21 protein-coding genes, 1 tRNA gene and 1 pseudogene are annotated in these 24,018 nt (G+C 51.9%); 9 read left to right on the forward strand and 14 right to left on the reverse strand.

From position 1 onward, the window contains the following. Positions 1-857 (reverse strand): annotated as a pseudogene (locus K2G41_RS04865) (peptidase S41); the annotation flags it as partial. Between the two features lie 58 nt (positions 858-915). Further along, on the reverse strand, positions 916-1,839 hold the full coding sequence (locus K2G41_RS04870) for a DMT family transporter (protein ID WP_300115284.1): 924 nt from the start codon (positions 1,837-1,839) through the stop codon (positions 916-918). 315 nt (positions 1,840-2,154) lie between these two features. Here K2G41_RS04870 and K2G41_RS04875 point away from each other — a divergent pair, with 315 nt between their 5' ends. Continuing rightward, the gene (locus K2G41_RS04875; RefSeq protein WP_300115286.1) at positions 2,155-2,856 is read left to right on the forward strand and encodes an OmpA family protein; all 702 of its coding nucleotides are present in this window, start codon (positions 2,155-2,157) and stop codon (positions 2,854-2,856) included. 183 nt (positions 2,857-3,039) lie between these two features. Here K2G41_RS04875 and K2G41_RS04880 read toward each other — a convergent pair whose 3' ends face one another. The 10 genes from K2G41_RS04880 to pckA all read right to left on the reverse strand — a co-directional run bounded on the left by K2G41_RS04880 (position 3,040) and on the right by pckA (position 13,499). Continuing rightward, positions 3,040-4,053, reverse strand: a complete 1,014-nt coding sequence (locus K2G41_RS04880; RefSeq protein WP_300115289.1) for a M28 family peptidase — start codon at positions 4,051-4,053, stop codon at positions 3,040-3,042. 279 nt (positions 4,054-4,332) lie between these two features. After that, positions 4,333-4,884, reverse strand: coding sequence for an NADH peroxidase (locus K2G41_RS04885; protein ID WP_300115292.1), 552 nt, complete (start codon positions 4,882-4,884; stop codon positions 4,333-4,335). A 59-nt stretch (positions 4,885-4,943) separates the two neighbouring features. After that, positions 4,944-5,381, reverse strand: a complete 438-nt coding sequence (locus K2G41_RS04890) for a Fur family transcriptional regulator (protein WP_300115295.1) — start codon at positions 5,379-5,381, stop codon at positions 4,944-4,946. A gap of 386 nt (positions 5,382-5,767) precedes the next feature. Next, positions 5,768-6,517 carry a UDP-2,3-diacylglucosamine diphosphatase gene (locus K2G41_RS04895; protein WP_300115299.1) on the reverse strand — a complete coding sequence of 250 codons (750 nt, stop codon included), beginning with the start codon at positions 6,515-6,517 and terminating at the stop codon, positions 5,768-5,770. A gap of 82 nt (positions 6,518-6,599) precedes the next feature. Beyond that, positions 6,600-6,920 (reverse strand): iron-sulfur cluster assembly protein, encoded by a 321-nt coding sequence (locus tag K2G41_RS04900; RefSeq protein ID WP_297073686.1) that lies wholly within the window; start codon positions 6,918-6,920, stop codon positions 6,600-6,602. Positions 6,921-6,957: 37 nt separating this feature from the next. Continuing rightward, the gene (polA, locus tag K2G41_RS04905) at positions 6,958-9,750 is read right to left on the reverse strand and encodes a DNA polymerase I (RefSeq protein ID WP_300115302.1); all 2,793 of its coding nucleotides are present in this window, start codon (positions 9,748-9,750) and stop codon (positions 6,958-6,960) included. A 54-nt stretch (positions 9,751-9,804) separates the two neighbouring features. Then, entirely contained in the window at positions 9,805-10,227 is a 423-nt protein-coding gene (locus K2G41_RS04910) for a thioredoxin domain-containing protein (protein ID WP_300115306.1), read from the reverse strand. A gap of 167 nt (positions 10,228-10,394) precedes the next feature. Continuing rightward, entirely contained in the window at positions 10,395-11,330 is a 936-nt protein-coding gene (locus K2G41_RS04915) for a malate dehydrogenase (protein ID WP_300115309.1), read from the reverse strand. A 272-nt stretch (positions 11,331-11,602) separates the two neighbouring features. Beyond that, positions 11,603-11,773 carry a hypothetical protein gene (locus K2G41_RS04920; RefSeq protein WP_300115311.1) on the reverse strand — a complete coding sequence of 57 codons (171 nt, stop codon included), beginning with the start codon at positions 11,771-11,773 and terminating at the stop codon, positions 11,603-11,605. A gap of 118 nt (positions 11,774-11,891) precedes the next feature. Further along, positions 11,892-13,499, reverse strand: coding sequence for a phosphoenolpyruvate carboxykinase (ATP) (gene pckA / locus K2G41_RS04925; protein WP_300115314.1), 1,608 nt, complete (start codon positions 13,497-13,499; stop codon positions 11,892-11,894). Between the two features lie 760 nt (positions 13,500-14,259). Here pckA and K2G41_RS04930 point away from each other — a divergent pair. After that, on the forward strand, positions 14,260-14,487 hold the full coding sequence (locus tag K2G41_RS04930; protein ID WP_300115316.1) for a helix-turn-helix transcriptional regulator: 228 nt from the start codon (positions 14,260-14,262) through the stop codon (positions 14,485-14,487). A 1-nt stretch (position 14,488) separates the two neighbouring features. On the opposite strand, the gene rlmN is transcribed toward K2G41_RS04930, so the two are convergent. Then, positions 14,489-15,556 carry a 23S rRNA (adenine(2503)-C(2))-methyltransferase RlmN gene (rlmN, locus tag K2G41_RS04935; RefSeq protein WP_300115319.1) on the reverse strand — a complete coding sequence of 356 codons (1,068 nt, stop codon included), beginning with the start codon at positions 15,554-15,556 and terminating at the stop codon, positions 14,489-14,491. A gap of 163 nt (positions 15,557-15,719) precedes the next feature. On the opposite strand from rlmN, the gene K2G41_RS04940 reads away from it, so the two are divergent. Beyond that, positions 15,720-15,793, forward strand: a tRNA-Ala gene (locus K2G41_RS04940). A gap of 137 nt (positions 15,794-15,930) precedes the next feature. On the opposite strand, the gene rhuM is transcribed toward K2G41_RS04940, so the two are convergent. Then, positions 15,931-16,812 (reverse strand): RhuM family protein, encoded by an 882-nt coding sequence (gene rhuM / locus K2G41_RS04945; RefSeq protein ID WP_300115321.1) that lies wholly within the window; start codon positions 16,810-16,812, stop codon positions 15,931-15,933. A gap of 126 nt (positions 16,813-16,938) precedes the next feature. Between rhuM and K2G41_RS04950 the strand changes: the two genes are divergently transcribed. The 6 genes from K2G41_RS04950 (at position 16,939) to K2G41_RS04975 (ending at position 23,925) form a co-directional block, all read left to right on the forward strand. Next, positions 16,939-18,366 (forward strand): AAA family ATPase, encoded by a 1,428-nt coding sequence (locus tag K2G41_RS04950; protein WP_300115323.1) that lies wholly within the window; start codon positions 16,939-16,941, stop codon positions 18,364-18,366. Positions 18,367-18,470: 104 nt separating this feature from the next. Next, positions 18,471-19,289 carry a hypothetical protein gene (locus K2G41_RS04955; RefSeq protein ID WP_300115329.1) on the forward strand — a complete coding sequence of 273 codons (819 nt, stop codon included), beginning with the start codon at positions 18,471-18,473 and terminating at the stop codon, positions 19,287-19,289. A 2-nt stretch (positions 19,290-19,291) separates the two neighbouring features. Further along, positions 19,292-20,422: an N-acetyltransferase gene (locus K2G41_RS04960; protein ID WP_300115331.1), complete on the forward strand. Its 1,131-nt coding sequence runs from the start codon at positions 19,292-19,294 to the stop codon at positions 20,420-20,422. Between the two features lie 64 nt (positions 20,423-20,486). After that, positions 20,487-21,659, forward strand: a complete 1,173-nt coding sequence (locus tag K2G41_RS04965) for a glycosyltransferase family 1 protein (RefSeq protein ID WP_300115333.1) — start codon at positions 20,487-20,489, stop codon at positions 21,657-21,659. Then, complete coding sequence (locus K2G41_RS04970; protein ID WP_300115336.1) at positions 21,656-22,501, forward strand: glycosyltransferase family A protein; 846 nt, start codon at positions 21,656-21,658, stop codon at positions 22,499-22,501. Before K2G41_RS04965 ends, K2G41_RS04970 begins: the two co-directional genes overlap by 4 nt. Further along, entirely contained in the window at positions 22,480-23,925 is a 1,446-nt protein-coding gene (locus K2G41_RS04975) for an oligosaccharide flippase family protein (protein ID WP_300115340.1), read from the forward strand. Before K2G41_RS04970 ends, K2G41_RS04975 begins: the two co-directional genes overlap by 22 nt. Positions 23,926-24,018: the final 93 nt, after the last annotated feature.

A 24,018-nucleotide genomic window follows, 5' to 3' on the forward strand; every position in this document is an offset into this window, starting at 1 on the left:
GTGTAGATCTCGCCGTCGTAAGTGAACGCAAGAGTTCCGTCAGCACCACGCGAGAGGAAGCGTACGGGGTGTGTCTTGAAATCCGTGAGAGCCTTGATGGCTGATGGATCTGAGAGATCCATTGAATAGACGTTGAAAGTACCTCCGTCACGTTCGCTAAGGAAATACATTGTCTTACCGTCGGGAGTGACCACCGGACTGCGGTCTTCTCCGGGATGATTCGTGATGTTGCTATGGCGTCCGGTAGCCGCATCATATTTCCAGATCTCTCTGGTGACTGATGAGGTGTGATGTTTGCGCCATTGGTCCTCGCCGCCCTTACGATCGACGTAGATGAAGGATTTTCCATCGGGGAGATAGTTGACTGCCTCCGCCGGAGTGGAGAGGATCTGACGGGGACGGCCACCGCTGACTGGGACTGAGTAAAGCTCGGTCATCCATGCCGACGGGAAGAGGAGTGCGGAGGGTGCATCCTGAATTGAGGCGGAATAGATGACGGCCTTGCCGTCGGGCGTGAAGCCCTGCGGGATTTCGGCTGCCGAATTGAAGGTGAGACGTGTCGCAGGGCCACCGTTGACATCCATGATGAAGATGTCTGTACCCCCTTCACGGTCACTTGCGAAGGCTATTTTCTTACCGTCGGGTGACCATACCGGCTCTGACTCGTAGGAGCCTTGTGTGGTGAGCTGACGGGCCTGACCACCGGCTGCGGGTACGGTGTAGATGTCGCCCTTGTAGGTGAAGGCTATCGTTGAGCCGTCGGGCGAAATGCGTACGTCGCGTAACCACAGCGGCGTGACTGCACCCGCACCTAAAGTGGCACTGACGAGGAGTGCGCTCAGAAGTGATTTCTTCATTTAGTGTAATCGTATAATGATGGTTTGTAAAAAATCATATTAAGAAGCCGGTCTATGTTCAGCTTGCCCGGCGCAGCTTACGTTTCTGAAGGAAGTCGGCAAGCCATACGCCGAGGAGGATCATCGCACAACCGGTGAAGCCGACAATTGATATTTTCTCTCCGAGGATCAGATAGGAGAAAACGAGGGTGACGACCGGCTGGAAGTACATGTAATTCGAAGCCTTGACCGCACCGATCTTTGCATTGATGGCGGCCCACATCAGATAGGCGAACATGGAGCAGAACAGTGCGAGGAAGAGAAGATTGGCTATGAGCTTCGGTTCGAGCAACACTGTCGGTGGAGTGATGGATGGTTCGATGAGGAGGAATGGGATGGCGGTTATCACTCCATAGAAGAATGTCTTGCGCGTGATGAAAAGCGCGCTGTATTGTGGACTAAGTTTCTTGATGATTATGCTGTAGATGGCCCAGCTGATGGCGGCGAGGAGCGAGAGAAGATCGCCGAGCGGGTTGATGCTCAATGAGAAACTGCTGTTGAATATCACCAGCCCTACGCCGAGGAAGGCCAGTACCGAACCGAAAATAGTCTCTTTGCCGACACGGTCCGTGCGATAGACCGCTCCGATGAGGAGGACGGTTATGAGCGGCGAGAGGGATGTGATCAGTGATACGTTGCTCACGAGTGTGTATTCAAGAGCTACATTTTCCGCGATGAAATAGATTGATCCGCCGAACAGTCCGCCGAGCATGAATGTCAGTTCATGATTCCATGAATTGCTGAATATTCTCTTATGTGCTACCAGCAGGATGGCCAGATAAGCGAGAACGAAACGGTAAATGTAGATCTCGATGGGGTGCAGTCCATTGTCGAGGAGCACCTTGGTGGAAATAAACGAGACTCCCCAGCCAATGACAGCAATCGCAGCCCCTGCGTGATAGAGCAGGAGGTTGCCTTTCGGCGATAAACGCTTTGTTGACATGACAGTATTTAAGGTTAACCTTCGTTTAAGACCCTTTCCGTTAGTAGTGTTTCCGGGTCGGTTATGCCGACGGAAGGACGTGACGTAAGCATAACGCTTACAAAATTATGAAAATTTTGTCAAAGATTACTCCTGTGTCACGAACTTTTATTTGCTTATGAATGTAATAACTATACACTACATCCCTGCGGAAGATGGATTACTCGCCTACGTGTCATCACCGGCGATATGATTCCGGAACGGGGAAGTTGTAGATGTAGGAATAAATGACTACATTTGTCCGATTTTAACACGTTAACTAAAAAATATATAAAAATGAAACTCGCAAAAGCTTTAGGAATACCGGCAATGGCTGTGTGTGTGCTTCTTTCAACGGGATGTTCATCATGGACCAATACAGGTAAGGGTGCCGCTATCGGTGGCGGCGGTGGTGCAGCACTCGGTGCAGGTCTCGGTGCGCTTATCGGCGGTGGCAAAGGTGCCGCAATCGGTACGGCAATCGGTGCAGCAGTAGGTGCAGGCGCAGGTGTGCTCATCGGTAAAAAGATGGACAAGCAGCAGGCTGAACTTCAGGCTGAGCTTGCCAAGCAGGCTGAAATCAAGCAGGTGACTGACGAGAACGGTCTTCAGGCTATTCAGGTTACCTTCAACGGAGGTATCCTCTTCCCCACAAACGGTACTACTCTCAGCGCAAGTGCCCGTACGGACCTGAGCAAGTTTGCCGCTTCACTTATCAACAACCCCGGCACAAACGTGCAGATCTACGGCTATACCGACGACACCGGTTCGCTTGCAGTTAACGAGCGCGTAGCTACCGGTCGTGCCGACGCTGTCCGTAATTATCTTCTCAACAGTGGTGTGGCTGCAAGCCGTCTCGCTGCCGAAGGTCTCCCGATGCAGGACTACATAGCATCCAATGCTACTGCCGAGGGTCGTGCACAGAACCGTCGAGTTGAAATCTTCATCACCGCAAGCAAGGAGATGATCGAGCAGGCCAATCAGGGAACGCTCCAGTAATAAGTCAGTTTCATAACAGACCATAAATATATCGAGGATGGGACACCGCATTGCGGTATCCCATCCTTTAATTTGATACGGTGCGATAAATGCAAACAGACAGCGCGTCTGCTTTATCTGGACGTGCTGTCTGCTTTTTTTGTTGCGTATGGTATCTTACAATTTTTTTATCTGTAGGGGGATTTATTCCATGCAGCGGATCTCGTTGTGTAGGAGGTTGAGCAGGGTCTGTCCAGCTGCTTCAAGTGAGGCGGGATCGATGTTTTCCATCGTGTCGTTGGACGTATGCCAAGTGGCAGGGAATGTTCCCGTGTTATCATTCTTTGATTCGATGATGTCGATAGCAGGGATTCCGGCTTCATTCAGGAAGATATGGTCATCGACCACTGAGCCACCATTCTTATTTACGAAACGATCCTGATAACCTGATCGTTCGCCGATGGACCACACTTTGTCAACAATCTTGCGGGCATTGCGGTCCGAAAAGTATTCACGGTGAAACTTGGCGTCTATTCCGCCTACCATGTCGAGAAGGACTGCATAGCGGGGGAGCGAATCGGAGGCGTAGGGCATGTGTTCCGTCCAGTACTGTGTTCCGAGACACCAAGAAGAGTCATGGTTAGAGAAGCCGGAGGCTTGTCCGTAGTCCTCGGCATCGACAATGAGGAAGTCAACGCCAACAGGCGCAGGCGCAGATTTGAGCTGGCGTGCGATTTCGAGCAGGACGCCCACACCGCTGCCACCGTCGTTAGCACCGATGACGGGGTGGATGCGGTTTTCCTCGTTCTGATCGGAATCCGACCAAGGGCGGGTGTCGTAGTGAGCCACGAGGAGGATCCTGTCTTTGATTTCCGGGTTGTGTGAGGCCATGATATTGCCTATCGGCAGGACTGTCCCGGTGAAAGCGGTGACTTCACCCTCCTGAATCCTTACATTCTCAGCTCCGTGGCGACGGAATTCGTTGGCGATATATTCGCGGCACAGACGATTGCCTTCTGTTCCAGCCACGCGAGGCCCGAATGCTACCTGACGGCGAACGTAGGAGTACGCGCTGTCACGATTGAACTTCGCAAGAGTTTTGAGGCGTTTCTCTTCCTGCGTGTTCTGGGAAACGTCGCCGTTAGAGGTCGTCCGGCAACTCGTGGCGCATGTAGCGACGAGTATGCTGATGATGGCCGTTAAGATATGGAGTTTCATGACTCTGCTGGCTGTGTTTTGAAGGTAATTTATTTTGTAAATTTTAATATGTCAATCATGACATATCTATAGACTTGTGCCTATATATCGCGCCAAAGTTACAACATAGTTACAAAACTTCGACAATTTTGTTACAAGAAAAATGATTCTGTTAATGTTTATTAACTATTGGTGTTGAAATGACACTTTTTACTATACAAAACGCGCCCCATAGCCAATGAATGCTACGGGGCGCGCTTATAGTGTCGGATTGAATCCTATGGGTTGGCTATACCGTGATTATTTCTTGAAATAACGGTTGTAGAGACCCTGGAATCCCTGACCGTGACGGGCTTCGTCCTTGGCCATTTCATGTACGGTATCGTGGATAGCGTCGAGGTTGAGTTCCTTGGCACGACGGGCGATACGCATCTTGTCGGCGTTGGCACCGGCTTCAGCTGACATGCGCTTCTCAAGGTTCTCTTTGGTTGACCATACGCACTCGCCGAGGAGCTCAGCGAACTTTGAAGCGTGCTCGGCCTCTTCGAGGGCATAACGCTTGAAAGCCTCAGCGATTTCGGGATAGCCTTCGCGGTCAGCCTGACGAGACATGGCGAGATACATACCTACTTCAGCGCATTCGCCTTCGAAGTGGGCGCGGAGGTCAGCCTTCATTTCATCATCGGTATCCTTGGCGATGCCGATCACGTGTTCGGTTACGAATTCGAGGGCAGCTTCTTCATCGAGTTCTTTGAATTTTGAACGGTCAGCCTTGCAGATGGGGCAGATTTCGGGAGCTTCGTCACCTTCGTGAACATAACCGCATACGGTGCAGATGAATTTCTTTTTCATAAAATTGATGATTGTTTAAAAGATGGATATATATACGAAATTTGATTTTTTATCTTGGATTATTTTAATGCTCCGGAGCATTCCGGGCAGATGCCTTTGAAGATCACGTCGGCTGAGTGGACTGTGTATCCTTCGGGCGGGAGCGTGAACGAGGTCGATGCAGAATCGTAATCGACATCTGTCACATGACCGCATGATGTACATAGGAAATGACCGTGGTCATGGTCGGAATAGTCCCATCGCGTACCGTCGCCTCCACCTGTCCCTATGGAGCGGATTATGCCTGACGCTTCGAGGAGACGGAGTGTGTTATAGACCGTGGTCCGCGAAAGAGTGGGATTGTCGGGCAGGAGTGACTTGAAGATTTCATCGACGGTGGGATGAATCCGGTTTTCCATCAGATAGCGCAGGATCGTCATCCGTTGAGCCGAAGGCTTTACGCCGGCGTCGGAAAGAAGATCGAGTATTTCCTGTGTTGTGAAAATATATGTCTGCATTATTGGTGGAAAAATATTAACAGATTTGTAATCGTTACAATCTTGATTTCATTGCAAAGTTAATACATGTATTTTAATTGTGCAATAGCCGGAGAGTAGAAAAAATGTTAAAAGGGAACTGCTTCACGCAGCTCCCTTTTATGAGTTTCCAATAGGTACAATTTCTAAGGTAAAAAAGATTGTTTTAGGTTCGTGATGCAAAGGTAGGCCAATAATTGGCGGTGGACAAATTTTTCTTTATGTTATCCAACATAATTTTATATCACAATGCAACAATTTTGTATTTTGAAAAGTGTATTACGTTGATTTATAATGATATAAAATGGTATAAAATTGATAGTAAGAATTGTTAAAAATCTACTTGGAGATAAAATTTGTTCTATTTTTTATTCAAATCGTTTCATTGTTATATCCTTTCCATCCCACACGGCATAGGAAAAACGGCTTATCCAATCGCCGAGAATAATGATTTTCGAACCGTCGGGAAGGGTGGAGTCAAGGATGGTGTGACAGTGGCCGAAGATGAAAAAGTCGATTTTTTCATCGGCATGGTCGGCATTATAGGTCCTTGCAAAATTGACAAGGTTATCACCGGCCCGCTCGGAAGGGGTGTAGCCACCCTGTTTGCGTGAGTGGGATGACCATGAGTGCGCGAAGCCTATGGTCCATCGGGGATGGATGGCTGCATAGAGTTTCTGGGCCACACGATTTCTGAAAAGTCCGCGCAACTTGCGGAATGACCATGGAAGCCGTCCCACGCCGTCGCCGTGCTCCATGAGGAAACGGTGGCCGTCAAGTTCAGTGACCATGATACCGTCATGAACTGTAAGACCTATTTCCTGTGGGAGATAGTCGAAGATCCAGATGTCGTGATTGCCCTTGAACCATACGATCTCAACGCCGCTGTCGGCGAGACGGGCGAGTGCGCCGAAGAAGCGGGTGAATCCGCGCGGGACCACCGTTCGGTATTCCCACCAGTAGTCGAGGATGTCGCCGAGAAGAAACAGCCGTTTGCAGTCCGGAGCGATGTGGTCCAGAAATTCTACGACCCGGCGTTCGTGGGCGCGCGGATTAGCTATGTAGGAAGCTCCGAGGTGAAGATCGCTTATAAAATAGGTGTTGTTCCGGATGGACATCAGGGGCGGGGGATAGATAATGGAAAAAATTTGTGTGGGGACGAGAGGGGAGTAGCGTATGAAATGCGCGTAGAAGGATCGATCAGAGGAATCCGAGATCGAGTTTGGCTTCCTCGGTCATCATGTCCTTGTTCCATTCCGGCTCGAAGACTATCCGGATATCGACGCTTTTCACGCCCTCGATACTTTCGAGTTTTATGCGGGCATCATCCACAAGGAAGTCAGCCGCCGGGCAGTTGGGGGCGGTGAGGGTCATGTCGATTTTCAGATTGCCGTCGTCATCGAGGTCTATCGAGTAGATGAGACCGAGATTGTAGATATCAACGGGGATTTCGGGGTCATAGACGGTTTTGAGCATCGTGACGACGCGCTCTTCTATGCGGGTTCTTTCTTCGGGTGTCATTTCTTTGTTGGTGGGGAATAGGTTTAGCGGATGATTATCAATGAGCCTCAAGCCAGTTGGATGCGACTCCGGCCGATACGGTGAGGGGGACAGCACCGTGGAATGCCCCTTCCATCTGCTTGATGACGAGTGTCCGCATCTCGTCAAGTTCGGACGGATGGACATTGAATATGAGTTCGTCGTGGACCTGCATGATCATTCGTGAGCGCAGGCCACGGCTCTCCATCTCATTATATATACGGATCATGGCTACTTTTATTATATCGGCGGCCGATCCTTGGATCGGAGCGTTGACGGCATTGCGCTCCGCATAGCTGCGGACCACGGCATTGCGCGAGTTGATGTCGGGCAGATAGCGGCGGCGTCCCATCTTGGTGGTCACGTAGCCTTGTTCGCGGGCAATGGTAACGGCTTTTTCGAGATATTCCCGGATATGGGGATAGGTGGCGAAGTAGCCGTCGATAAGCTGGCGTGCCTCCGCACGGCCTATGCCGAGACGTTCGGAAAGGCCGAAGGCCGAGATGCCGTAGATGATGCCGAAATTAGCTGTCTTGGCGTGGCGACGCTGATCCTCGGTGACATCCGCCAACGGTACGCCGTAGATTTTCGAGGCCGTGATCCGGTGGATGTCGTCGCCGGAGAGGAAACCTTCGATCATGTCCTTGTCGGCAGAGAGGTCGGCTATGAGTCTGAGTTCGATCTGCGAGTAGTCGGCACTCATGATCAGGTCGCCCGGATCGGCGATGAATGCGCGGCGTATCTCACGTCCGTCGTCCGTACGGATGGGAATGTTCTGGAGATTGGGATTGGTTGACGATATGCGGCCGGTGGCGGTGACGGTCTGATTGTAGGATGTATGGATCTTTCCTGTGTGTGGATTGACCATCTCCGGCAGAGCGTCGAGATAAGTGGCAATCAGTTTTTTCAGACGGCGGATCTTGAGGATCAGGCTCACGAGCGGCACTTTGGGGGCATACTTCTCAAGTATCTGTTCGGTAGTGGAGTAGGAGCCGCGTGCGGTTTTCTTTGCCTTGGGGTCGATCTGCAGACGGTCAAACAGCACCATGCCGACCTGTGCGGGCGATCCGATGTTGAACGGTCCTCCGGCCATCACGTATGCTTCCTCCTCCATCTCGCGTACGCGCTGCTTGAGGCGGGCGGAGAGGTCGGTAAGCACCTGTGAGTCTATGCGCACGCCTGTAAATTCCATCTCTGCGAGCACCCGTATGAGCGGAAGCTCCACTTCATCCAGCAGAGGAGTCATTTCACGCTTGGCTATCTCGTCGAAAAGCGGGGTGCGGAGCCGGAGTGCCAGATCGGCCTCCTCGCAGTAGCGGCTGACGGCCTCTTCGAGCCCGAGTGCTTTTTTCGGGTGGCCGGCTTTGGCGTCGGGTGAAACTCCCTGAAGTTCGAGGCGGAGATATTTGGCCACGACGTAGCGTAGCTCGTGCTTCATCTCAGGATCGATGATATAGTGGGCTACAGTTGTGTCGAAGTAGGGAGCGGAGAGGTTGATACCTGCATTTTTAAGCAGGAGATAGTCGCGTTTCACGTCGTTGCTGACAAGTGTGGTCTCACCTGTGAACAGGGGTTCGATCAGTGCGAGGATTTCCTGACGTGTGGAACTGTCGTTAAGCGGAATATAGATGGCCTTACATTCATCGGCTGTAAGTGCGAGCCCCTCCCAGCGTGCGGTCATCGCTTCCTCACCCACCGCGTAGAGGGCCATGCCGATAGCCGGGGCTTTGGAGAGTCGGCTGATCTCGGCTGCTGCTTCGGCAGGGGAGGTGACGATCCGATAGTGGCGTTCCTCACAGGTTGACTGAAGTTCGGAGGCCGGGACATCGTCACCGCCGGTGTCAAACAGCGATGCCATACCGGAGTTGTCGGGCATAGCGGGAGCTGGCGTGGCAGGAGCAGGAATGGTGGTTTCCTTGACAGTCTCGGCGGCCTTGCGTGACGCTCTGAGCCGTCCGAGCAGTGTGCGGAATTCCAGTTCGGTGTAGATCTCGGTAAGCATATCGATGTCGATTTCCTTACGGATGAGATCGGGAATGTCAATGTCAAGAGGCACGTCGGTGCGGATGGTGGCGAGATGCTTCGACATCCGGATTTTGTCGGCATTCTCAGTCACCTTCTTCTGAAGTGCGCCTTTGAGCTTATCGGTGTTTTCAAGTAGATTTTCTACTGATCCCCATGCCTCTATGAGCGTCCGGGCGGTTTTTTCACCGACACCGGGACACCCGGGAATGTTGTCGGATGCGTCGCCTTCGAGTGCGAGTAGATCGATCACCTGTTTCGGATCGGAGATGCCGTATTTCTCGCATACGCGGGCTGAGTCACGTATCTCGAAGCCCTCGCCCTTGAGGGCCGGACGATACATGAATATGTGGTCCGTCACGAGCTGCCCGTAGTCCTTGTCGGGGGTCATCATGTAGGTGTCGAAACCCTCCTGACGGGCACGCACGGCGAGAGTGCCGATCACGTCGTCGGCCTCAAAGCCTTCCACCTCTACCACCGGGATGCGGTACGCTTCAAGTATGCGCTTGATGTAGGGGATGGAGGCCGTGATGTCCTCCGGCTGCTTATCGCGTTGAGCCTTGTATTCAGGATACTCCAAGTGACGGAAGGTTGTTCCCATTGGTGGATCGAAGCACACAGCTATGTGCGATGGATTCTCCTTGCGCAATAGATCGTCAAGAGTGTTGCAGAATCCGAATATGGCCGATGTATTGAATCCTGCCCCGGTGAAGCGGGGCGAGCGGATCAGGGCATAATAGGCGCGGTAGATGAGCGCGTAGGCATCAAGCAGAAATAGACGTTTCTCCATTTATCGAATCAGATGGCATGGGGGTAATTCATAATGCATTACAAAAATGCATTATTAAAAATTGAGGAACTGCAGGAACTGGGATTTTTCCATGAAACCTACGGTTGAGGTGACATTGCCGTCCGGCATGAGTATGCTCACCTGCGGAATGGCGGTAACCTCGAACTGATGGGCTGCATTTGGGGCTACATCGACATCAACTGACATGAAGATGGCTTTGTCACCATATTCCTTGGCGACAGCTTCAAAGATCGGTGCGAAGCGTTGGCATGGTCCACACCAAGTAGCGTTGAAGTCGATGACAATGGGTAGTTTCTTGTCTGGGGAGATTGTGGTGTTGCTTGTCAGCTTCACGACTTCTCCGTTGTCGGGGGTAGTGTTGGTGGCATCGGTGCGTTGTTCGGCTGTCGCGCTGTTGCCGCATGATGCGAGAGCAGCAGCCGAGATGAGAGATAGGCAGAGATGTCTTAGTTTCATAAATTTATGTTGGGTTTAAGAAGTTGGTTGCTACTTATATTCGAAGGGGTTAAAAAATCCCACATTTCTTCAGCTCCGTGGCGTTTGATGGACTGTGCTGGAGCGGAGAAATGTGGGTTGAAAGGTTGGATTCGTTATATCCGTTACTGCCTGTTCAGGCCGGATGATCAGAGAGCTGAAGCGAGAGCGGCATTTGTCTTGTGGACAGCTTCTGCGCTCTTGTGGAAGAGTTCCTTCTCAGCGTCGTTGAGCTCGAATTCAACGATCTTCTCGATACCGTCCTTGCCGATGATACAGGGAACACCGATGCAGAGATCCTTCTCGCCATATTCTCCGTCGAGGAGTGCGGATGCGCTGATGAGCTTCTTCTCGTTGTGAAGGACAGCCTTAACCATCTGTGCTCCTGCTGCACCGGGAGCATACCATGCTGAAGTGCCGAGGAGTTTGGTGAGGGTTGCGCCACCTACCATGGTGTCAGCAGCGATCTTTGCGAGCTGATCGTCAGAGAGGTAGTTGGTAGCGGGAACACCACGCCATGCAGCGTAGCGCACGAGGGGGATCATGGTGGTGTCGCCGTGGCCGCCGATCACGATGCCTTCAACCTCGGTGGGATTGGCGTTGAGACCGATGGAGAGGAAGTATTTGAAGCGTGCGCTGTCGAGTGCGCCACCCATACCGATGATGCGGTTCTTGGGGAGACCGCTGGCCTTGTGGATGAGGTAGGTCATGGTATCCATCGGGTTGGAGATGCAGATGATGATTGCGTTGGGTGAGTGCTTGAGCAGCTGGTCGGTCACAGACTTGACGATGCCGGCGTTCACGCCGATGAGCTCTTCGCGGGTCATGCCGGGCTTGCGGGGGATACCTGAAGTGATGACCACGACGTCGCTGCCTGCTGTCATCTCATAGTCGTTGGTGACACCTACGAGACGGGTGTTGATGTTGAGGATGTTGGCAGTCTGCATGATGTCCATAGCCTTGCCTTCGGCAACACCTTCCTTGATGTCGAGGAGGACAACCTCGTCGGCGATACCGAATTTCACGATCACATCAGCACAAGTTGCGCCCACGTTACCGGCGCCTACAACTGTAACCTTTGACATAATTTATTCGCTTTAAGTTGATTTTATAGAATTGGATGATAATTTACGGTTTTTCCGTGCCTATGGCGGACGCATTGAAATGCATCCCTACTGGCAATGCAAATTTACTCAAAAGTTTTCATCCGTCAGCTATAACTTAGCGAAAAATTTCATTAATTCTCTCCCGTTTCCACAACGCTTTTCCTCCTCCTGATGCCATGAGTTCGGTGGCTGTGGTGTGGATGGCTGCGCGGCCGGTTTTTTAAGGGACGGGTGAGGATATGACCGTTATCTTAACTCTTCCCGTCACGGGATTTCGACGATAGGTAGAGGCCGATGAAGGTGACAAACGAGAGGGTCATCAGGATAAGCAGTTCGACGTTGGCTGCTTTGAGGGCAAAGAGGATGAGTGTCAGGATGTAGATGGCACACTGGATGCAGAGGAATATGTTGCGGGTAGTCATAGCGGTAATGTTTTTTTAGATAAGAAAGGAGCAGGGCGCACGCCCGTCAGAATGTCGGTGTGCGCCCTGCTTTGGATTTTTATGATTGCTGAACTGCGTTCAGGCAGTCAGATGGTCTTTATGCCTTTTCGGGGTGAGGACCGGCAGCTACAAGAGCCTTACCTGCTTCGTGTCCCTCAAACTTCTTGAAGTTGTTGATGAACATTTCAGCGAGCTTGTCAGCCTTGACATACCATTCCTTGGGATCTGCGTAGGTGTCGCGGGGATCGAGGATCTTGGGATCTACGCCGGGGAGTTCGGTGGGGATGGTGAAGTCGAAGATGGGGAGCTGCTTGGTGGGAGCAGAAAGGATTGCGCCGTCGAGGATAGCGTCGATGATGCCACGGGTATCCTTGATGGAGATACGCTTGCCTGTTCCGTTCCAGCCGGTGTTCACGAGATAAGCCTTGGCACCGCTCTGTTCCATGCGCTTAACGAGTTCCTCAGCATACTTGGTGGGGTGGAGCGAAAGGAATGCTGCGCCGAAGCAAGCAGAGAAGGTGGGGGTAGGCTCGGTGATACCGCGCTCTGTACCTGCGAGCTTGCTTGTGAAGCCTGAGAGGAAGTAGTACTTGGTCTGCTCAGGGGTGAGGATAGAAACGGGAGGAAGAACGCCGAATGCATCAGCCGAGAGGAAGATCACGTTCTTAGCGGCGGGACCGCGAGAAGGAACGATGATGTTCTTGATGTGGTTGATGGGGTAGCTTACGCGGGTGTTCTCGGTCACGCTCTTGTCGGTGAAGTCGATCTTGCCTTCAGCATCGACAGTTACGTTTTCGAGAAGAGCGTCGCGGGTGATGGCGTTGTAGATATCGGGCTCGCTTTCCTTGTCGAGGTTGATAACCTTAGCGTAGCAGCCACCTTCGTAGTTGAACACGCCGTTGTCGTCCCAACCGTGCTCGTCGTCACCGATGAGGAGACGCTTCGGGTCGGTAGAAAGGGTGGTCTTGCCTGTACCTGAGAGGCCGAAGAAGATAGCGGTGTTTTCGCCCTGCTTGTCGGTGTTGGCCGAGCAGTGCATTGAAGCGATGCCACGGAGGGGGTTGTAATAGTTCATGATTGAGAACATACCCTTCTTCATCTCGCCACCGTACCAAGTGTTGATGATGAGCTGCATGCGCTCGGTGAGGTTGAAGGCAACGCAAGTCTCGGAGTTGATGCCGAGTTCCTTCCAGTTTTCAACCTTAGCCTTAGAAGCGTTGAGCACTACGAAGTCGGGCTTGAAGTTCTTGAGTTCCTCTTCGGTGGGGCGGATGAACATGTTGGTCACGAAGTGAGCCTGCCATGCTACTTCCATCACGAAGCGGACAGCAAGACGGGTATCGGGGTTGGTGCCGCAGAATGCGTCAACCACGTAGAGAGTCTTGTTTGAAAGTTCCTTATCGGCGATAGCCTTGAGGGCGTCCCAAGTTGCGGGAGTGATAGGCTTGTTGTCGTTCTTGTATTCTTCAGTTGTCCACCAGATTGAGTTTGCGCTGGTGTCGTCCTTTACGAAGAATTTGTCCTTGGGCGAACGGCCGGTGTAGATACCGGTCATAACGTTGACAGCGCCAAGCTCTGTTACCTGACCCTTCTCGTAGCCCTGAAGTTCGGGATTGGTCTCGTCGATGAAGAGCTGGTCATAGCTGGGATTGTGGATCACCTTTGCGCCGGTGATGCCATACTGGGATAAATCAATTGTACTCATTGTTGTATTGAAGAGTTTGATATGAAATTGATAATTATTTTTCCTAAAAAATCTTATGTACCTTAACTTGCGTTATAAGTAAATATAATGTATAAGCGATTTGCATGTCTTGGCGAAGAAATGCTTCTTATCCGACTGCAAAGTTACTTACTTTTTTCGGTATTGAAACACAGGATTAAAGAAAAATTTCTCTATTAATAATTTTTAAATAAATCGTGCTTTCCGGGAGTGACTGCGTATGGACTCAGTCATCCAAAACTTACAACAAGCGGAATGGCGGGGCGGTTTACGCCTTTAAGTCCGCTAAAGCCGATTTAATCTTTTTTAATGATTTTATCGCCGTTTTTTTAGCTTGTCTGTTTGAATTGATGAGAAATCCTCCTTAACTTTGCGTTGTGAACCCCTGATCCTTCCTTGATGATGACAGTCGGGAGACCGGATCGGATTCACGTTCCCTCTGTCTGGAAACCGCCAATATCTTCAGTCCGCGGGGAACAAGGAAAAGGATTAGTTTATATGCTCGAAATAGGGGCTGACTTGTCTTTTTATACTTGTTCCGTGGACAAAGGCGCTTGGCGGTGCCTCAGACAGGGTATTTGAGTATGAATCGGGAGTCTGCCCCAATTTATTTTGTTTTAAGTGCGTCTCTTCAGATGGCCTGTGGCCCTCATGATTTTATATTCTTCAGGCGGATTCCGCTTTCACCGTGACTCCGCTTCCACCAAGAAAAACATCCTTATAACTGCCGCCTGACAGAAACATGACGCATTCTTCATTCACATACCCTTCGATCGGTACCCTTATCAGGGAGGAGCTCAGAGTCCAGCGAAAGACAGCCGTCTGGCTCGCGGATGAACTCGGATGTAACCGGTCCAATATCTACAAGATCTTTAACCGCAGGAGTATTGATTCGGAACTCCTGCTGCGCATATCCAATGCTCTTGGACGCAACTTTTTCCAGCCTTATCTCGACCGTCTCGACAATTGAATCACGTCTTGCCTTCGCCGCTCAGCATACCGCAGGCCGCCTCGATGTCCTCGCCGCGTGAGGTGCGGATGGTGGCCGTGATCCCCTGATCGTTCAGGCGGTCGCGGAATCGTTCCATGGACTCCTGCGAGGCTGTCGAATGATTGAAGCCGGGGATGGCATGGAAGCGTATGAGATTCACGCGGCAGTCCAGCCCCCGCAGCAGGCGTGCGAGGGCATCGGCATGACGTATATCGTCGTTGACCCCGCCCCACATTATATATTCGGCTGAAAGACGTCGCTGATGGGCGAAATCGTATCCCTTGAGGACTTCCATTACCTTTGACACAGGAAATGCCTTTTCGACGGGCATGATTTCCTCGCGTTCCTTGGAATAGGGGGAGTGGACACTGATGGCCACATGGACCTTGGTCTCGTCGAGCAGACGGCGGAGGGTGTCGAGTTTGCCGATGCTGGATACGGTGATGCGCTTGGGACTCCACGCGAGTCCCCACGGAGCGGTGAGCACCTCAAGGGCCTTCATGACCTCGTCGATATTGTCCATCGGTTCGCCCATGCCCATGAACACGAGGTTGGTCAGCTTGGAGCTTTCGGGTATGGCGAATATCTGGTTGATGATCCCGGCAGCCGTAAGATTGCCGTGAAAGCCCTGTTGGCCCGTCATGCAGAACTTACATCCCATCCTGCACCCGGCCTGTGACGATACGCAAAGTGTCGCGCGGTCATGGTCAGGGATATATACGGCCTCAATATCGCGTCCGCCACGTCCGCCGGTCAGGAAATCGAAATCCTTGCCGCGGGTTGCGAAAAGATACTTCACCGTGCCGTCTGTCGAATGCGAAGCCTTTACCGGAGCTTGCAGACCGACGCAGTAATGCTCGTTGAGCCATTCGCGCGCCGGTTTGGATAGTTCCGTCATTTCATCGATGGAAGTGACGCGGTTCACATAGAGCCGTCGCGCCATCTGCTTCGCCGCGAATTTACGCAATCCAGCCTCTGCGGCCACGGTTTCGAGTTCAGAAAGTGTCATGCCCAGCAGCGGGCGGCGTATAGTATCTTTATTCTCCATATATAGTCTGATTCATACATTCTCAGTTCCAGAACGGATGGGGGAGTCACGGGGATTTCTCCGATCCGAAACCTGAAAATTATAAATGCAAAATTACAAAAAAATCATCAAAACCCTTGCAAAAGCCGAAAAAGCTCCTTACCTTTGCACCACAAACATCAACGGGGTATTAGCTCATCTGGCTAGAGCGCGACACTGGCAGTGTCGAGGTGAGCGGTTCGAGTCCGCTATACTCCACAAACAAAGCGATTTCCGAGTACCATTCTCCGAAATCGCTTTGTTTTTTATTTAAAGTTGGGCAAATTTAACACTTTATCCTTATGTATATACACTGACTTCTCGCTTCTCGGCTTGTGCCGCTAAATGGGTGTTATTCACTGGACGTGGATATTATCAAGAATTATATCCGGCGGTGTTTCCATTTTAGAAAAGGCGAAAAGCTTCTTACCGAGATCTTTGATTGATGCGCCTATGTGGTAAAGGGTATCATCCACTATGAGGAAGCGGTCATGAATTTTATGTGCAATTCTTACTTCGATGGGTGTGTATTGCTTGTTGTGACGTTCGATGTCCAGCTTGAAGGCATTAGAGATCTGTTGGGTATAGATTATTGCGGCGACATTGTCCTTGCGGTTGTCCAATTGGGTTAGAACTGTGTCATCGACGTAATTGTCAATCAATATCAGGCGTCGGGATGCCGAACGGATCAGATCATTTATGAATCTGTGGGCATCAAAAATCTGACCGTCAAATAGTATCCCTTCTCTGGGTGGTAATGAGGTGCGCAGGAAGAAATCGACCTTGTCGTTAAGTTCCTTTATCTGATGGTCATGTTCGGAAAGCCGATGATCAATACGGTTCTCCAGATGGAGTAACCGTTGGTTTATACTATAGCCGCGCAGAAGATAGTCCTTCAGTATTTTATTGGCCCACTGGCGGAATAGTGTTGCATTAAGGCTATTTACTCTATAACCCACAGAAAGGATAGCATCTAAATTATAAAAGCGAGTTTTATATTTCTTTCCGTCGGAGGCAGTATATTCCAAAATGGAATAAACTGAATTTTCATCCAATTCCCCGCTTTCAAATATATTTTTAAGATGTTTTGATATAGCGGGCTGTTTCACTCCAAATAACTGTGCGATTTGCTGCTGTGTAAGCCACACAGTTTCATCCTCAACTCTGACATCCAGTGAAAGAGTGGCATCCGGCTGATATAGTATTATTTCATTCTCTGAATGTAATGCAGGGTTCATGATTATGGAGATTATTATTACGATACGACTATATTCTGCAAATATACAGAAATATTCGGTAACCGTGCTTATTTTCTTTCATCTCCACGAACTATTCGGCGGTAGCTTTACGTTTAACATAATGTTATGACTGTCGGAGAATTTGCAGATCTGGTCAGGGCGAAGTTGCCCTATACCGCCAATAAGCAGCAGGGTATGCTTATTGACGCGCTGGCCCGTTTCTGCTCCTCCGCCACGCCGTCCGATTCAGTCTTCATCATCAACGGTTATGCCGGCACGGGTAAGACATCGCTGACCGGTGCGCTTGTAAAGGCACTTGAAGAGGTCGAGCGTCCGGTAGTGTTGCTCGCCCCGACTGGACGCGCCGCCAAGGTGTTCAGTGCCCACTCGGCTCATCCGGCCTACACCATACATCGCAAGATCTACCGCGGACCGGGTGGAAATCTGTCGGGAGGCTTCACGATGTTGCAGGACAATCGTCTGAGTAACGCAGTCTTCATTGTCGATGAGGCATCCATGATAGGAGACCATGAAGCTGATACAACTTCCATGACTCCTAACAACGGTCTGCTTGAGGATCTTCTGCAATACGTCTTTACCGGTGATAACTGTCGTCTGATCCTTCTCGGCGATGTCGCTCAGCTCCCGCCGGTCGGATGCACTGAAAGTCCGGCCATGACTCCCCGACGCTATAAGGAACTCGGCCTCCATGTGTCGCGTGCGGTGCTCACCGACACCGTCCGTCAGGCCCGCAATTCAGGCATACTGCGCAATGCCACGTGGCTGCGGCGGGCCATGCTTGTCGATCCGCTTCCCGAACCGAAGATCATCCTCAGTTCCTACTCCGATGTCTCGGTGGTGGAAGGGGAGGAGGTACTGGATGCGATCGGTGGCTGCTATCGCCGCGACGGTGCGGCTGCGACAGCTGTGATCACCCGCTCGAACCGCCGCGCGACGGCCTTCAATCTCGGCATACGCTCGCAGATACTCGATTATGAGGAGGAACTCGTCAAGGGTGAGCGATTGCTCATAGCGAAGAACAACTACACTTGGTCTGCCAAGATAAAAGGACTTGATTTCATAGCCAACGGCGATGTCGCCGTAGTTGCCGCCGTCCATTCCACTGAAGAGAAATATGGTTTCCGTTTTGCCAACGTCACCCTCAATCTTCCTGACCGCGATGTCGATGTGGAATGCCGTATATTCCTCGACACGCTCACCGATGAGAGCGCGTCGCTCTCACGCGAGCGGATGGAAGCTCTGGCGCAGGCACGTATGGCCGATCCGGAGGTCAATGCGCCCGATATTCCTTACGAGACCCGTCTGCGGCGTCTGCGCACCGATGAGTATTTCAACGCCCTTCAGGTAAAATATGCCTACGCCGTTACCTGTCACAAAGCGCAGGGTGCGCAGTGGCCCAATGTTTTCGTGGACATGGGTGGTATTCCCCCCGAAGCCCAAGGGCTTGACTTCTACCGCTGGCTCTACACGGCCACCTCGCGTGCCACGGGACATCTCTATTACATGAATCCCGATGAAGCCTTGTGCGAATAATGCTGGTTTTGAAAAAAATCCGTATATTTGCACATTGAACACCGGTGTGCCTGCAGGCTCTCTGTGACCCGGTACTTAAAACTCTCATCACCTTGAACATCGCTATGGACAGCAATCCCTCAAACACTTCATCCATGCCCGCTACGGAAAAATGGACCGAAATAGAGCATCTTCCCGAATGGGATGAGGAATTCTATCATGTCTATACTGCCAAGAAATTTGGCAAATGGCTGATGCTCAAAACTCTCCGTCCTGAGCTGAAAGGTATTCCGGAGTATGATCAGATGATCGAAAAGGAATTTGAGGTGCGCTACAATCTCGCTCATCCCCACATCATCATGATCAATGATTTCGAGGAAGTGCCGGGACTTGGAATGTGCATCATCACCGACGATGTCTATGGCGATTCCCTTGCGAAACTCATCCGGGAAGGAAAGGTGACGGAGGATCATATCCACAAGCTCTCGCATCAGCTCGTCGATGCGCTCGACTACATACAGACCAACCATCTTGAGCATCATCCCCTCGATCCCTCGCGCATCATTTTCACCGAGAATGTCGGGAATCTCAAGCTCATAGATGTGGGCTTCGATCAGAAGTCACACATCACTCCCAAGGATGCGAGCGAGGACATCGAGAACTACGGAAAGGTGCTCACGGTCGCCCTTGATGCAATAGGGACTCCGCATCCACATCTGCGCAAGGTGGCCGAACGCTGTCTGAATCCTGATCAGTCGCGCCGCTACCGCGACATCAGCTCGCTCCGTCTCGCTCTCGCCGACCGTAAGCCCAACACCATCTATATCGCTATCATCACATTCCTCGTGGCCATGATAGCACTTCTCCTCTGGCTCAACTCTCCATATCGTCCCACACCTCTCTCCGACATAGAACCAAGCATCAAAACTGAATCAACCGACTGATCATGGCTGTTATCATCAAGGCTCTGAAGCCCACAAAGAGAGAAATTGAAAAATATGTGAAATTCGGGATTGACCTCTATGACGGCAATGACTGTTTCGTGCCGAATCTGGTTTTTGATGAGGTCCACACGCTGCTCCCCGGAAAAAATCCTGCGTTTGACTATTGCCGCGCCCAGTCGTTCATGGCTTATCGTGACGGAAAGCCCGTGGGCCGCATAACGGCCATCATCAACGACCGTCTCAATGAGAGTACGGGCAAGAAAGAGGCGCGTTTCGGCTTCGTCGATTTCATTGACGACGATGAGGTGACGGATATCCTCTTCGCCACTGCCGAGGAATGGGCGCGCGACCGCGGTATGACTGAAATAATCGGCCCGATGGGCTTTACTGATATGGACCGTGAAGGAATGCTCGTCGAGGGTTTCGACGAAATGGGCACGATGGCCACCATCTATAATTATCCCTATTACCGTCAGCAGGTCGAACGTCTCGGATATGTCAAGGACACGGACTGGGTGGAATACCGTATCACTGTGCCTGATAAAGTGCCGGAGAAGATGACCCGTATTGCCGAGATCGTACTCAAGAAATATGATCTGCGTATCCTCAAATACACCTCTCCCAAGAAAATCAAGGAGGACTACGGCCACGCGCTTTTCCATCTTATCAACGAGGCATACGCCAACCTCTACGGTTACTGCACGCTTACCGAACGGCAGATCGACTACTATATCGACATGTATCTCAGTATTCTCCGTCTGGAGTATGTCAGTGTAGTGGTCGATAAGAACGGTGAACTTGTAGGTGTCGGCATCTCCCTGCCGTCACTTTCCGAGGCATTGCGCAAATGTCGCGGAAGGCTGTTCCCGACCGGATGGTATCATATTCTCCGTGCCATGAAGGGTCATAACGACGTTATTGACCTCCTTCTTATAGCCGTCAAGCCCGAATATCAGTCCAAGGGTGTCAACTCGCTCTTTTTCTATGACCTGCTGAATCTCTACATCAAGAATGGAATCAAATATGCCGAGACCAATCTCGAACTTGAGAGCAATTCACAGGTGCAGTCGCAGTGGGACTACTTCGAGAAGAGGCAGCACCGCCGCCGCCGTGCATTCCGCAAAAAGCTGTAAGCGCGGACGATGATGCAATACGGATGTGGTTTCGGTATTGCTTCCCCCGAATTTCGAATATTTCATGACTGACCGAATCCTGTCCATGACCGAACCTCTGAAAATACTTTTTGTCGGGGATGCCTCGTCTTACCACCGCACTCTTGCCAGTGGCCTGCGCGAGCTGGGCCATGAGACGGTCGTGGCCTCCAACGGTGGTTATTGGCTCGACACGGGACGTGACATTGATCTCCGTCGCCGTTTCAAGGGTAAAATCGGTGGGCTTGACCTTTGGTTGCGCCTCAACTTGGGGCTCAGGCAGAAATTGAGAGGATTCGACATCGTGAGCCTCTGTTCACAGTCCTTCATAGAGCTTCGTCCCGGCCGCAAGGCGCAGCTCCTCGATTATCTTAAAGCTAACAACCGCTCCGTCTTCTGCACGGCACTCGGAACAGATCCAAACTACGTGGCCGAGTGTCTTGATCCTGCCACCGCGCTGCGCTATAACGAATTTCGCATCTATGGCGAGGACTCTCCCTATCTGAAGGCCAATCCCGACATCTGCGACCGTTGGCTCGCGCCCGATATGCGCCGTCTCGACAGCCACTTCTATACTTCAGTAGATGGGGCGGTGTCCGCCCTCTATGAATACCAAGTGGCTCTGCGGCGTGTACTTCCTGAGGATAAGATTGCTTACGCGGGGATTCCTATAGACACGGACGCTATCCGTCCTGTCGATCTGTCCGACCGTCCGTCGAAAGTAAGGCTGTTTCTCGGACGTTACAAAGACCGTCTGCTCGAAAAAGGAACTGATGTCATGGAGTGGGCCGCACGTGCGGTGGTTGACCGTTATCCTGACCGTGCGGAGCTTGTTATTGTCGAGAACCGCCCCTACGACGAATATCTCGAACTCCTGAAGTCGGCTCACGTGGTGCTTGACCAGCTCTACAGCTACACTCCCGCTACAAATGCCCTTCAGGCTATGGCCTACGGGCTGAACACTGTCTCAGGTGGTACGCCTGAGTTTTATGACTTCATCGGCGAGAAGGAGCTGCATCCGGTGATACATGTCGAACCTGACTATGAATCGGTCGTGCGTGCGCTTGAGGACGTCGTTCTGCACCCCGAAGGAATCCGCCCGCGCGGGTTGCAGAGCCGTGAATTTGTCGTTCGGCATAATGATTATAGAACCGTCGCAGCCCGCGCGCTTGATTTCTGGACAAGCCGTCTGAACTTCCAACCTCTTACTTTATCATGATGACTACCACTACGCCACGATTGACTCTTGATGTGCTGATATGCACCTACACTCCCGCCGGAATCTTCCGTGTCGAGGCTATGGATCTGCCGGCTGTGGCGGGTGTGCGCTATATTGTCTCGTGGCAGGAGCATCATGATGCCGAAGTCCCCGCATCTCTTGCCTCGCGCACGGATGTCGATGTCCTGCGCCTTGATCAGAAGGGGTTGAGTTTCAACCGCAATAATGCCATCGAGGCTTCGACGGCCGACGTATGGCTCGTGGCTGACGATGATCTGCGCTACACTCCGGAGCAACTGAATGCTGTCAGGAGGGTGTTCGAGGATAATCCGTCGTTGGACTATGCCTCGTTCATGTTTGACGGTAGCGGTTCTAAAATCTATCCCTCGTCCGAGTGTGACCTGACTTCAGGTCTTCCGAAAGGATTTTACCAGACCTCTTTTGAGGTGGCGGTACGTCCGCGCGGACTTGCATCGAAATTGCGTTTCCACCCTGCCTTCGGCCTCGGCTCGCCTTGGCTTCATGCCGCCGAGGAGGAGATGCTGTTGCTGACCGCCCGTAAACTGAAGCTCAACTGCCGCTTCTTCCCCATAGTCATCACCACTCATACCGGCCCTACCACCGGCACGCGTCCCGTCACTGATCCTTGCGTACTGCGTGCGTGGGGTGCCTACATGTACTTCGCCTTTCCGTTCACCTTTCCGATGCGCGTCCCCCTCAAAGCGTGGCGATTGTCGCGCGCAGGTCAGTCGCGTTTCTGGACGGCTTTATGGGAGATGCTGCGCGGTGTGGGCATAGGGTCTTCGCGCGTCAACAATCCTTGGGAGGAGGCACGGCGATGAGCAGCGCGGTCTCCCGGCGGGTGCTGAAAGCGATGGGGCTATTCGGCAGCGTGAGGATGTTGCAGATACTGTTCGGTGTCGTGAGGGTAAAGCTGGTGGCCTTGTGGCTCGGTCCGGCAGGTGTGGGTCTGTTCGGAATCTTCAACAATGCTGTCGAGACTGTCAGAACCCTTGCGCAGCTTGGAGTTCCCTCCAGTTCGGTCCGTGGGATCGCCTCGCAGGGCTCACCGGAATTGCGCGCGAGGATGGTTACCGTGGTTCGTCGCTGGGGTTGGCTGCTTGGGCTTTTCGGTGCGGTGCTGATGATGGCCTGTGCCCCTTTGCTGAGCCGGTGGACTTTCGGTTCGGATGACCGGACCTTGAGCTACGTGGCTCTCTCTGCCGTCATCTTCCTGCTTTCCGTTTCCTCTGCCGAGGAAGCTGTCATGCAGGGCCTCGGACAGCTGCGCCGGCTTGCCAAAGCCTCTGTGTGTGGAGTCGGAGCAGGGTTGGCGGCCTCCATCCCCATGTATTACTATTGGGGCCTCGATAGTGTCGTCCCATCCATAATAGTCTGCGCTGCACTCGGTTGTGTCTCCACGTTTCTATTCAGTGAGCGGAAGGCCGGTAGTCGGGAAACGGTCACGATGCGTGACACGTTCTCATTCGGCCGACACATAATCATCCTCGGAATCTATATGACCGCGGCCGATTTCATCACTCAGGCCATGAGCTATGTATTCATCGCCTATCTCAATAGCCGGGCGGGTGATATGGAAGTGGGTCTCTATCAGGCCGGTTACACCGTTGTCAACCGCTACGTCGGGATGATTTTCGCAGCCGTCGCTACCGAGTATTATCCACGCATTTCAGGAGTGGTCCGTTTTCCGCGCCGTTTAGGTGTATTCGTGGCTCATGAGATGTGGCTTATGTTCCTGCTCCTGCTTCCGGCAGTGCTCTTTCTGCTGTCACTTGCGCCTTACATAGTCCGTCTGCTCTATGATGCACGTTTCGAGGAGGCCACCCCCTTTATCTCCATAGCTATGGCGGGAGTCATTCTGCGGGGTATTTCCTACTGCATGTCATACGTCATACTTGCCAAGGGCGACGGCCACGCCTTCATCGTCACGGAGTCGATCAGCGGAGTCGCCGGACTTGCCCTTAACATAGTCTGCTATCGTGAGTGGGGCATCGGAGGACTTGGTGTGAGCTACACGCTGTGGTATCTTCTTTATCTTCTTATCATTGGTGTTGTCTATAGGATACGTTACGGGTTGACTGTCCCACGGCGTATAGTCAGAGCCGCTGTAATAACCGTAGCTCTTAGTGTTGCTGCTATAGTATTTACATTTGCAGTCTCCTCCTCCCTTCTGCTCCTTCCTGTCGCAGTGATAGTCTCTATCGTCAGCCTCCGTCAGCTCCGCCATCTTCTAAAGATGCGTTGAATAATCGGTAGGGGGATATGAATGCATCACCGCTTCGCGGTTTAGCTGTTTGGGAGACGGACGCATTATTTGTTCGTGGTTAGGCTGATTGGG

This window comes from Duncaniella sp., assembly GCF_029056165.1.
Taxonomy (GTDB): Bacteria; Bacteroidota; Bacteroidia; order Bacteroidales; family Muribaculaceae; genus Duncaniella.

Coding starts and splice junctions, on each gene's coding strand:
- K2G41_RS04950 (WP_300115323.1), top strand. CDS start 16,939: ATGACTGTCGGAGAATTTGCAGATCTGGTCAGGGCGAAGTTGCCCTAT.
- K2G41_RS04960 (WP_300115331.1), top strand. CDS start 19,292: ATGGCTGTTATCATCAAGGCTCTGAAGCCCACAAAGAGAGAAATTGAA.
- rhuM (WP_300115321.1), bottom strand. CDS start 16,812: ATGAACCCTGCATTACATTCAGAGAATGAAATAATACTATATCAGCCG.
- K2G41_RS04930 (WP_300115316.1), top strand. CDS start 14,260: ATGACGCATTCTTCATTCACATACCCTTCGATCGGTACCCTTATCAGG.
- K2G41_RS04895 (WP_300115299.1), bottom strand. CDS start 6,517: ATGTCCATCCGGAACAACACCTATTTTATAAGCGATCTTCACCTCGGA.
- K2G41_RS04970 (WP_300115336.1), top strand. CDS start 21,656: ATGATGACTACCACTACGCCACGATTGACTCTTGATGTGCTGATATGC.
- K2G41_RS04900 (WP_297073686.1), bottom strand. CDS start 6,920: ATGACACCCGAAGAAAGAACCCGCATAGAAGAGCGCGTCGTCACGATG.
- K2G41_RS04885 (WP_300115292.1), bottom strand. CDS start 4,884: ATGAAAAAGAAATTCATCTGCACCGTATGCGGTTATGTTCACGAAGGT.
- K2G41_RS04920 (WP_300115311.1), bottom strand. CDS start 11,773: ATGACTACCCGCAACATATTCCTCTGCATCCAGTGTGCCATCTACATC.
- K2G41_RS04910 (WP_300115306.1), bottom strand. CDS start 10,227: ATGAAACTAAGACATCTCTGCCTATCTCTCATCTCGGCTGCTGCTCTC.
- K2G41_RS04870 (WP_300115284.1), bottom strand. CDS start 1,839: ATGTCAACAAAGCGTTTATCGCCGAAAGGCAACCTCCTGCTCTATCAC.
- polA (WP_300115302.1), bottom strand. CDS start 9,750: ATGGAGAAACGTCTATTTCTGCTTGATGCCTACGCGCTCATCTACCGC.
- pckA (WP_300115314.1), bottom strand. CDS start 13,499: ATGAGTACAATTGATTTATCCCAGTATGGCATCACCGGCGCAAAGGTG.
- K2G41_RS04915 (WP_300115309.1), bottom strand. CDS start 11,330: ATGTCAAAGGTTACAGTTGTAGGCGCCGGTAACGTGGGCGCAACTTGT.
- K2G41_RS04880 (WP_300115289.1), bottom strand. CDS start 4,053: ATGAAACTCCATATCTTAACGGCCATCATCAGCATACTCGTCGCTACA.
- K2G41_RS04890 (WP_300115295.1), bottom strand. CDS start 5,381: ATGCAGACATATATTTTCACAACACAGGAAATACTCGATCTTCTTTCC.
- K2G41_RS04875 (WP_300115286.1), top strand. CDS start 2,155: ATGAAACTCGCAAAAGCTTTAGGAATACCGGCAATGGCTGTGTGTGTG.
- rlmN (WP_300115319.1), bottom strand. CDS start 15,556: ATGGAGAATAAAGATACTATACGCCGCCCGCTGCTGGGCATGACACTT.
- K2G41_RS04965 (WP_300115333.1), top strand. CDS start 20,487: ATGACTGACCGAATCCTGTCCATGACCGAACCTCTGAAAATACTTTTT.
- K2G41_RS04955 (WP_300115329.1), top strand. CDS start 18,471: ATGGACAGCAATCCCTCAAACACTTCATCCATGCCCGCTACGGAAAAA.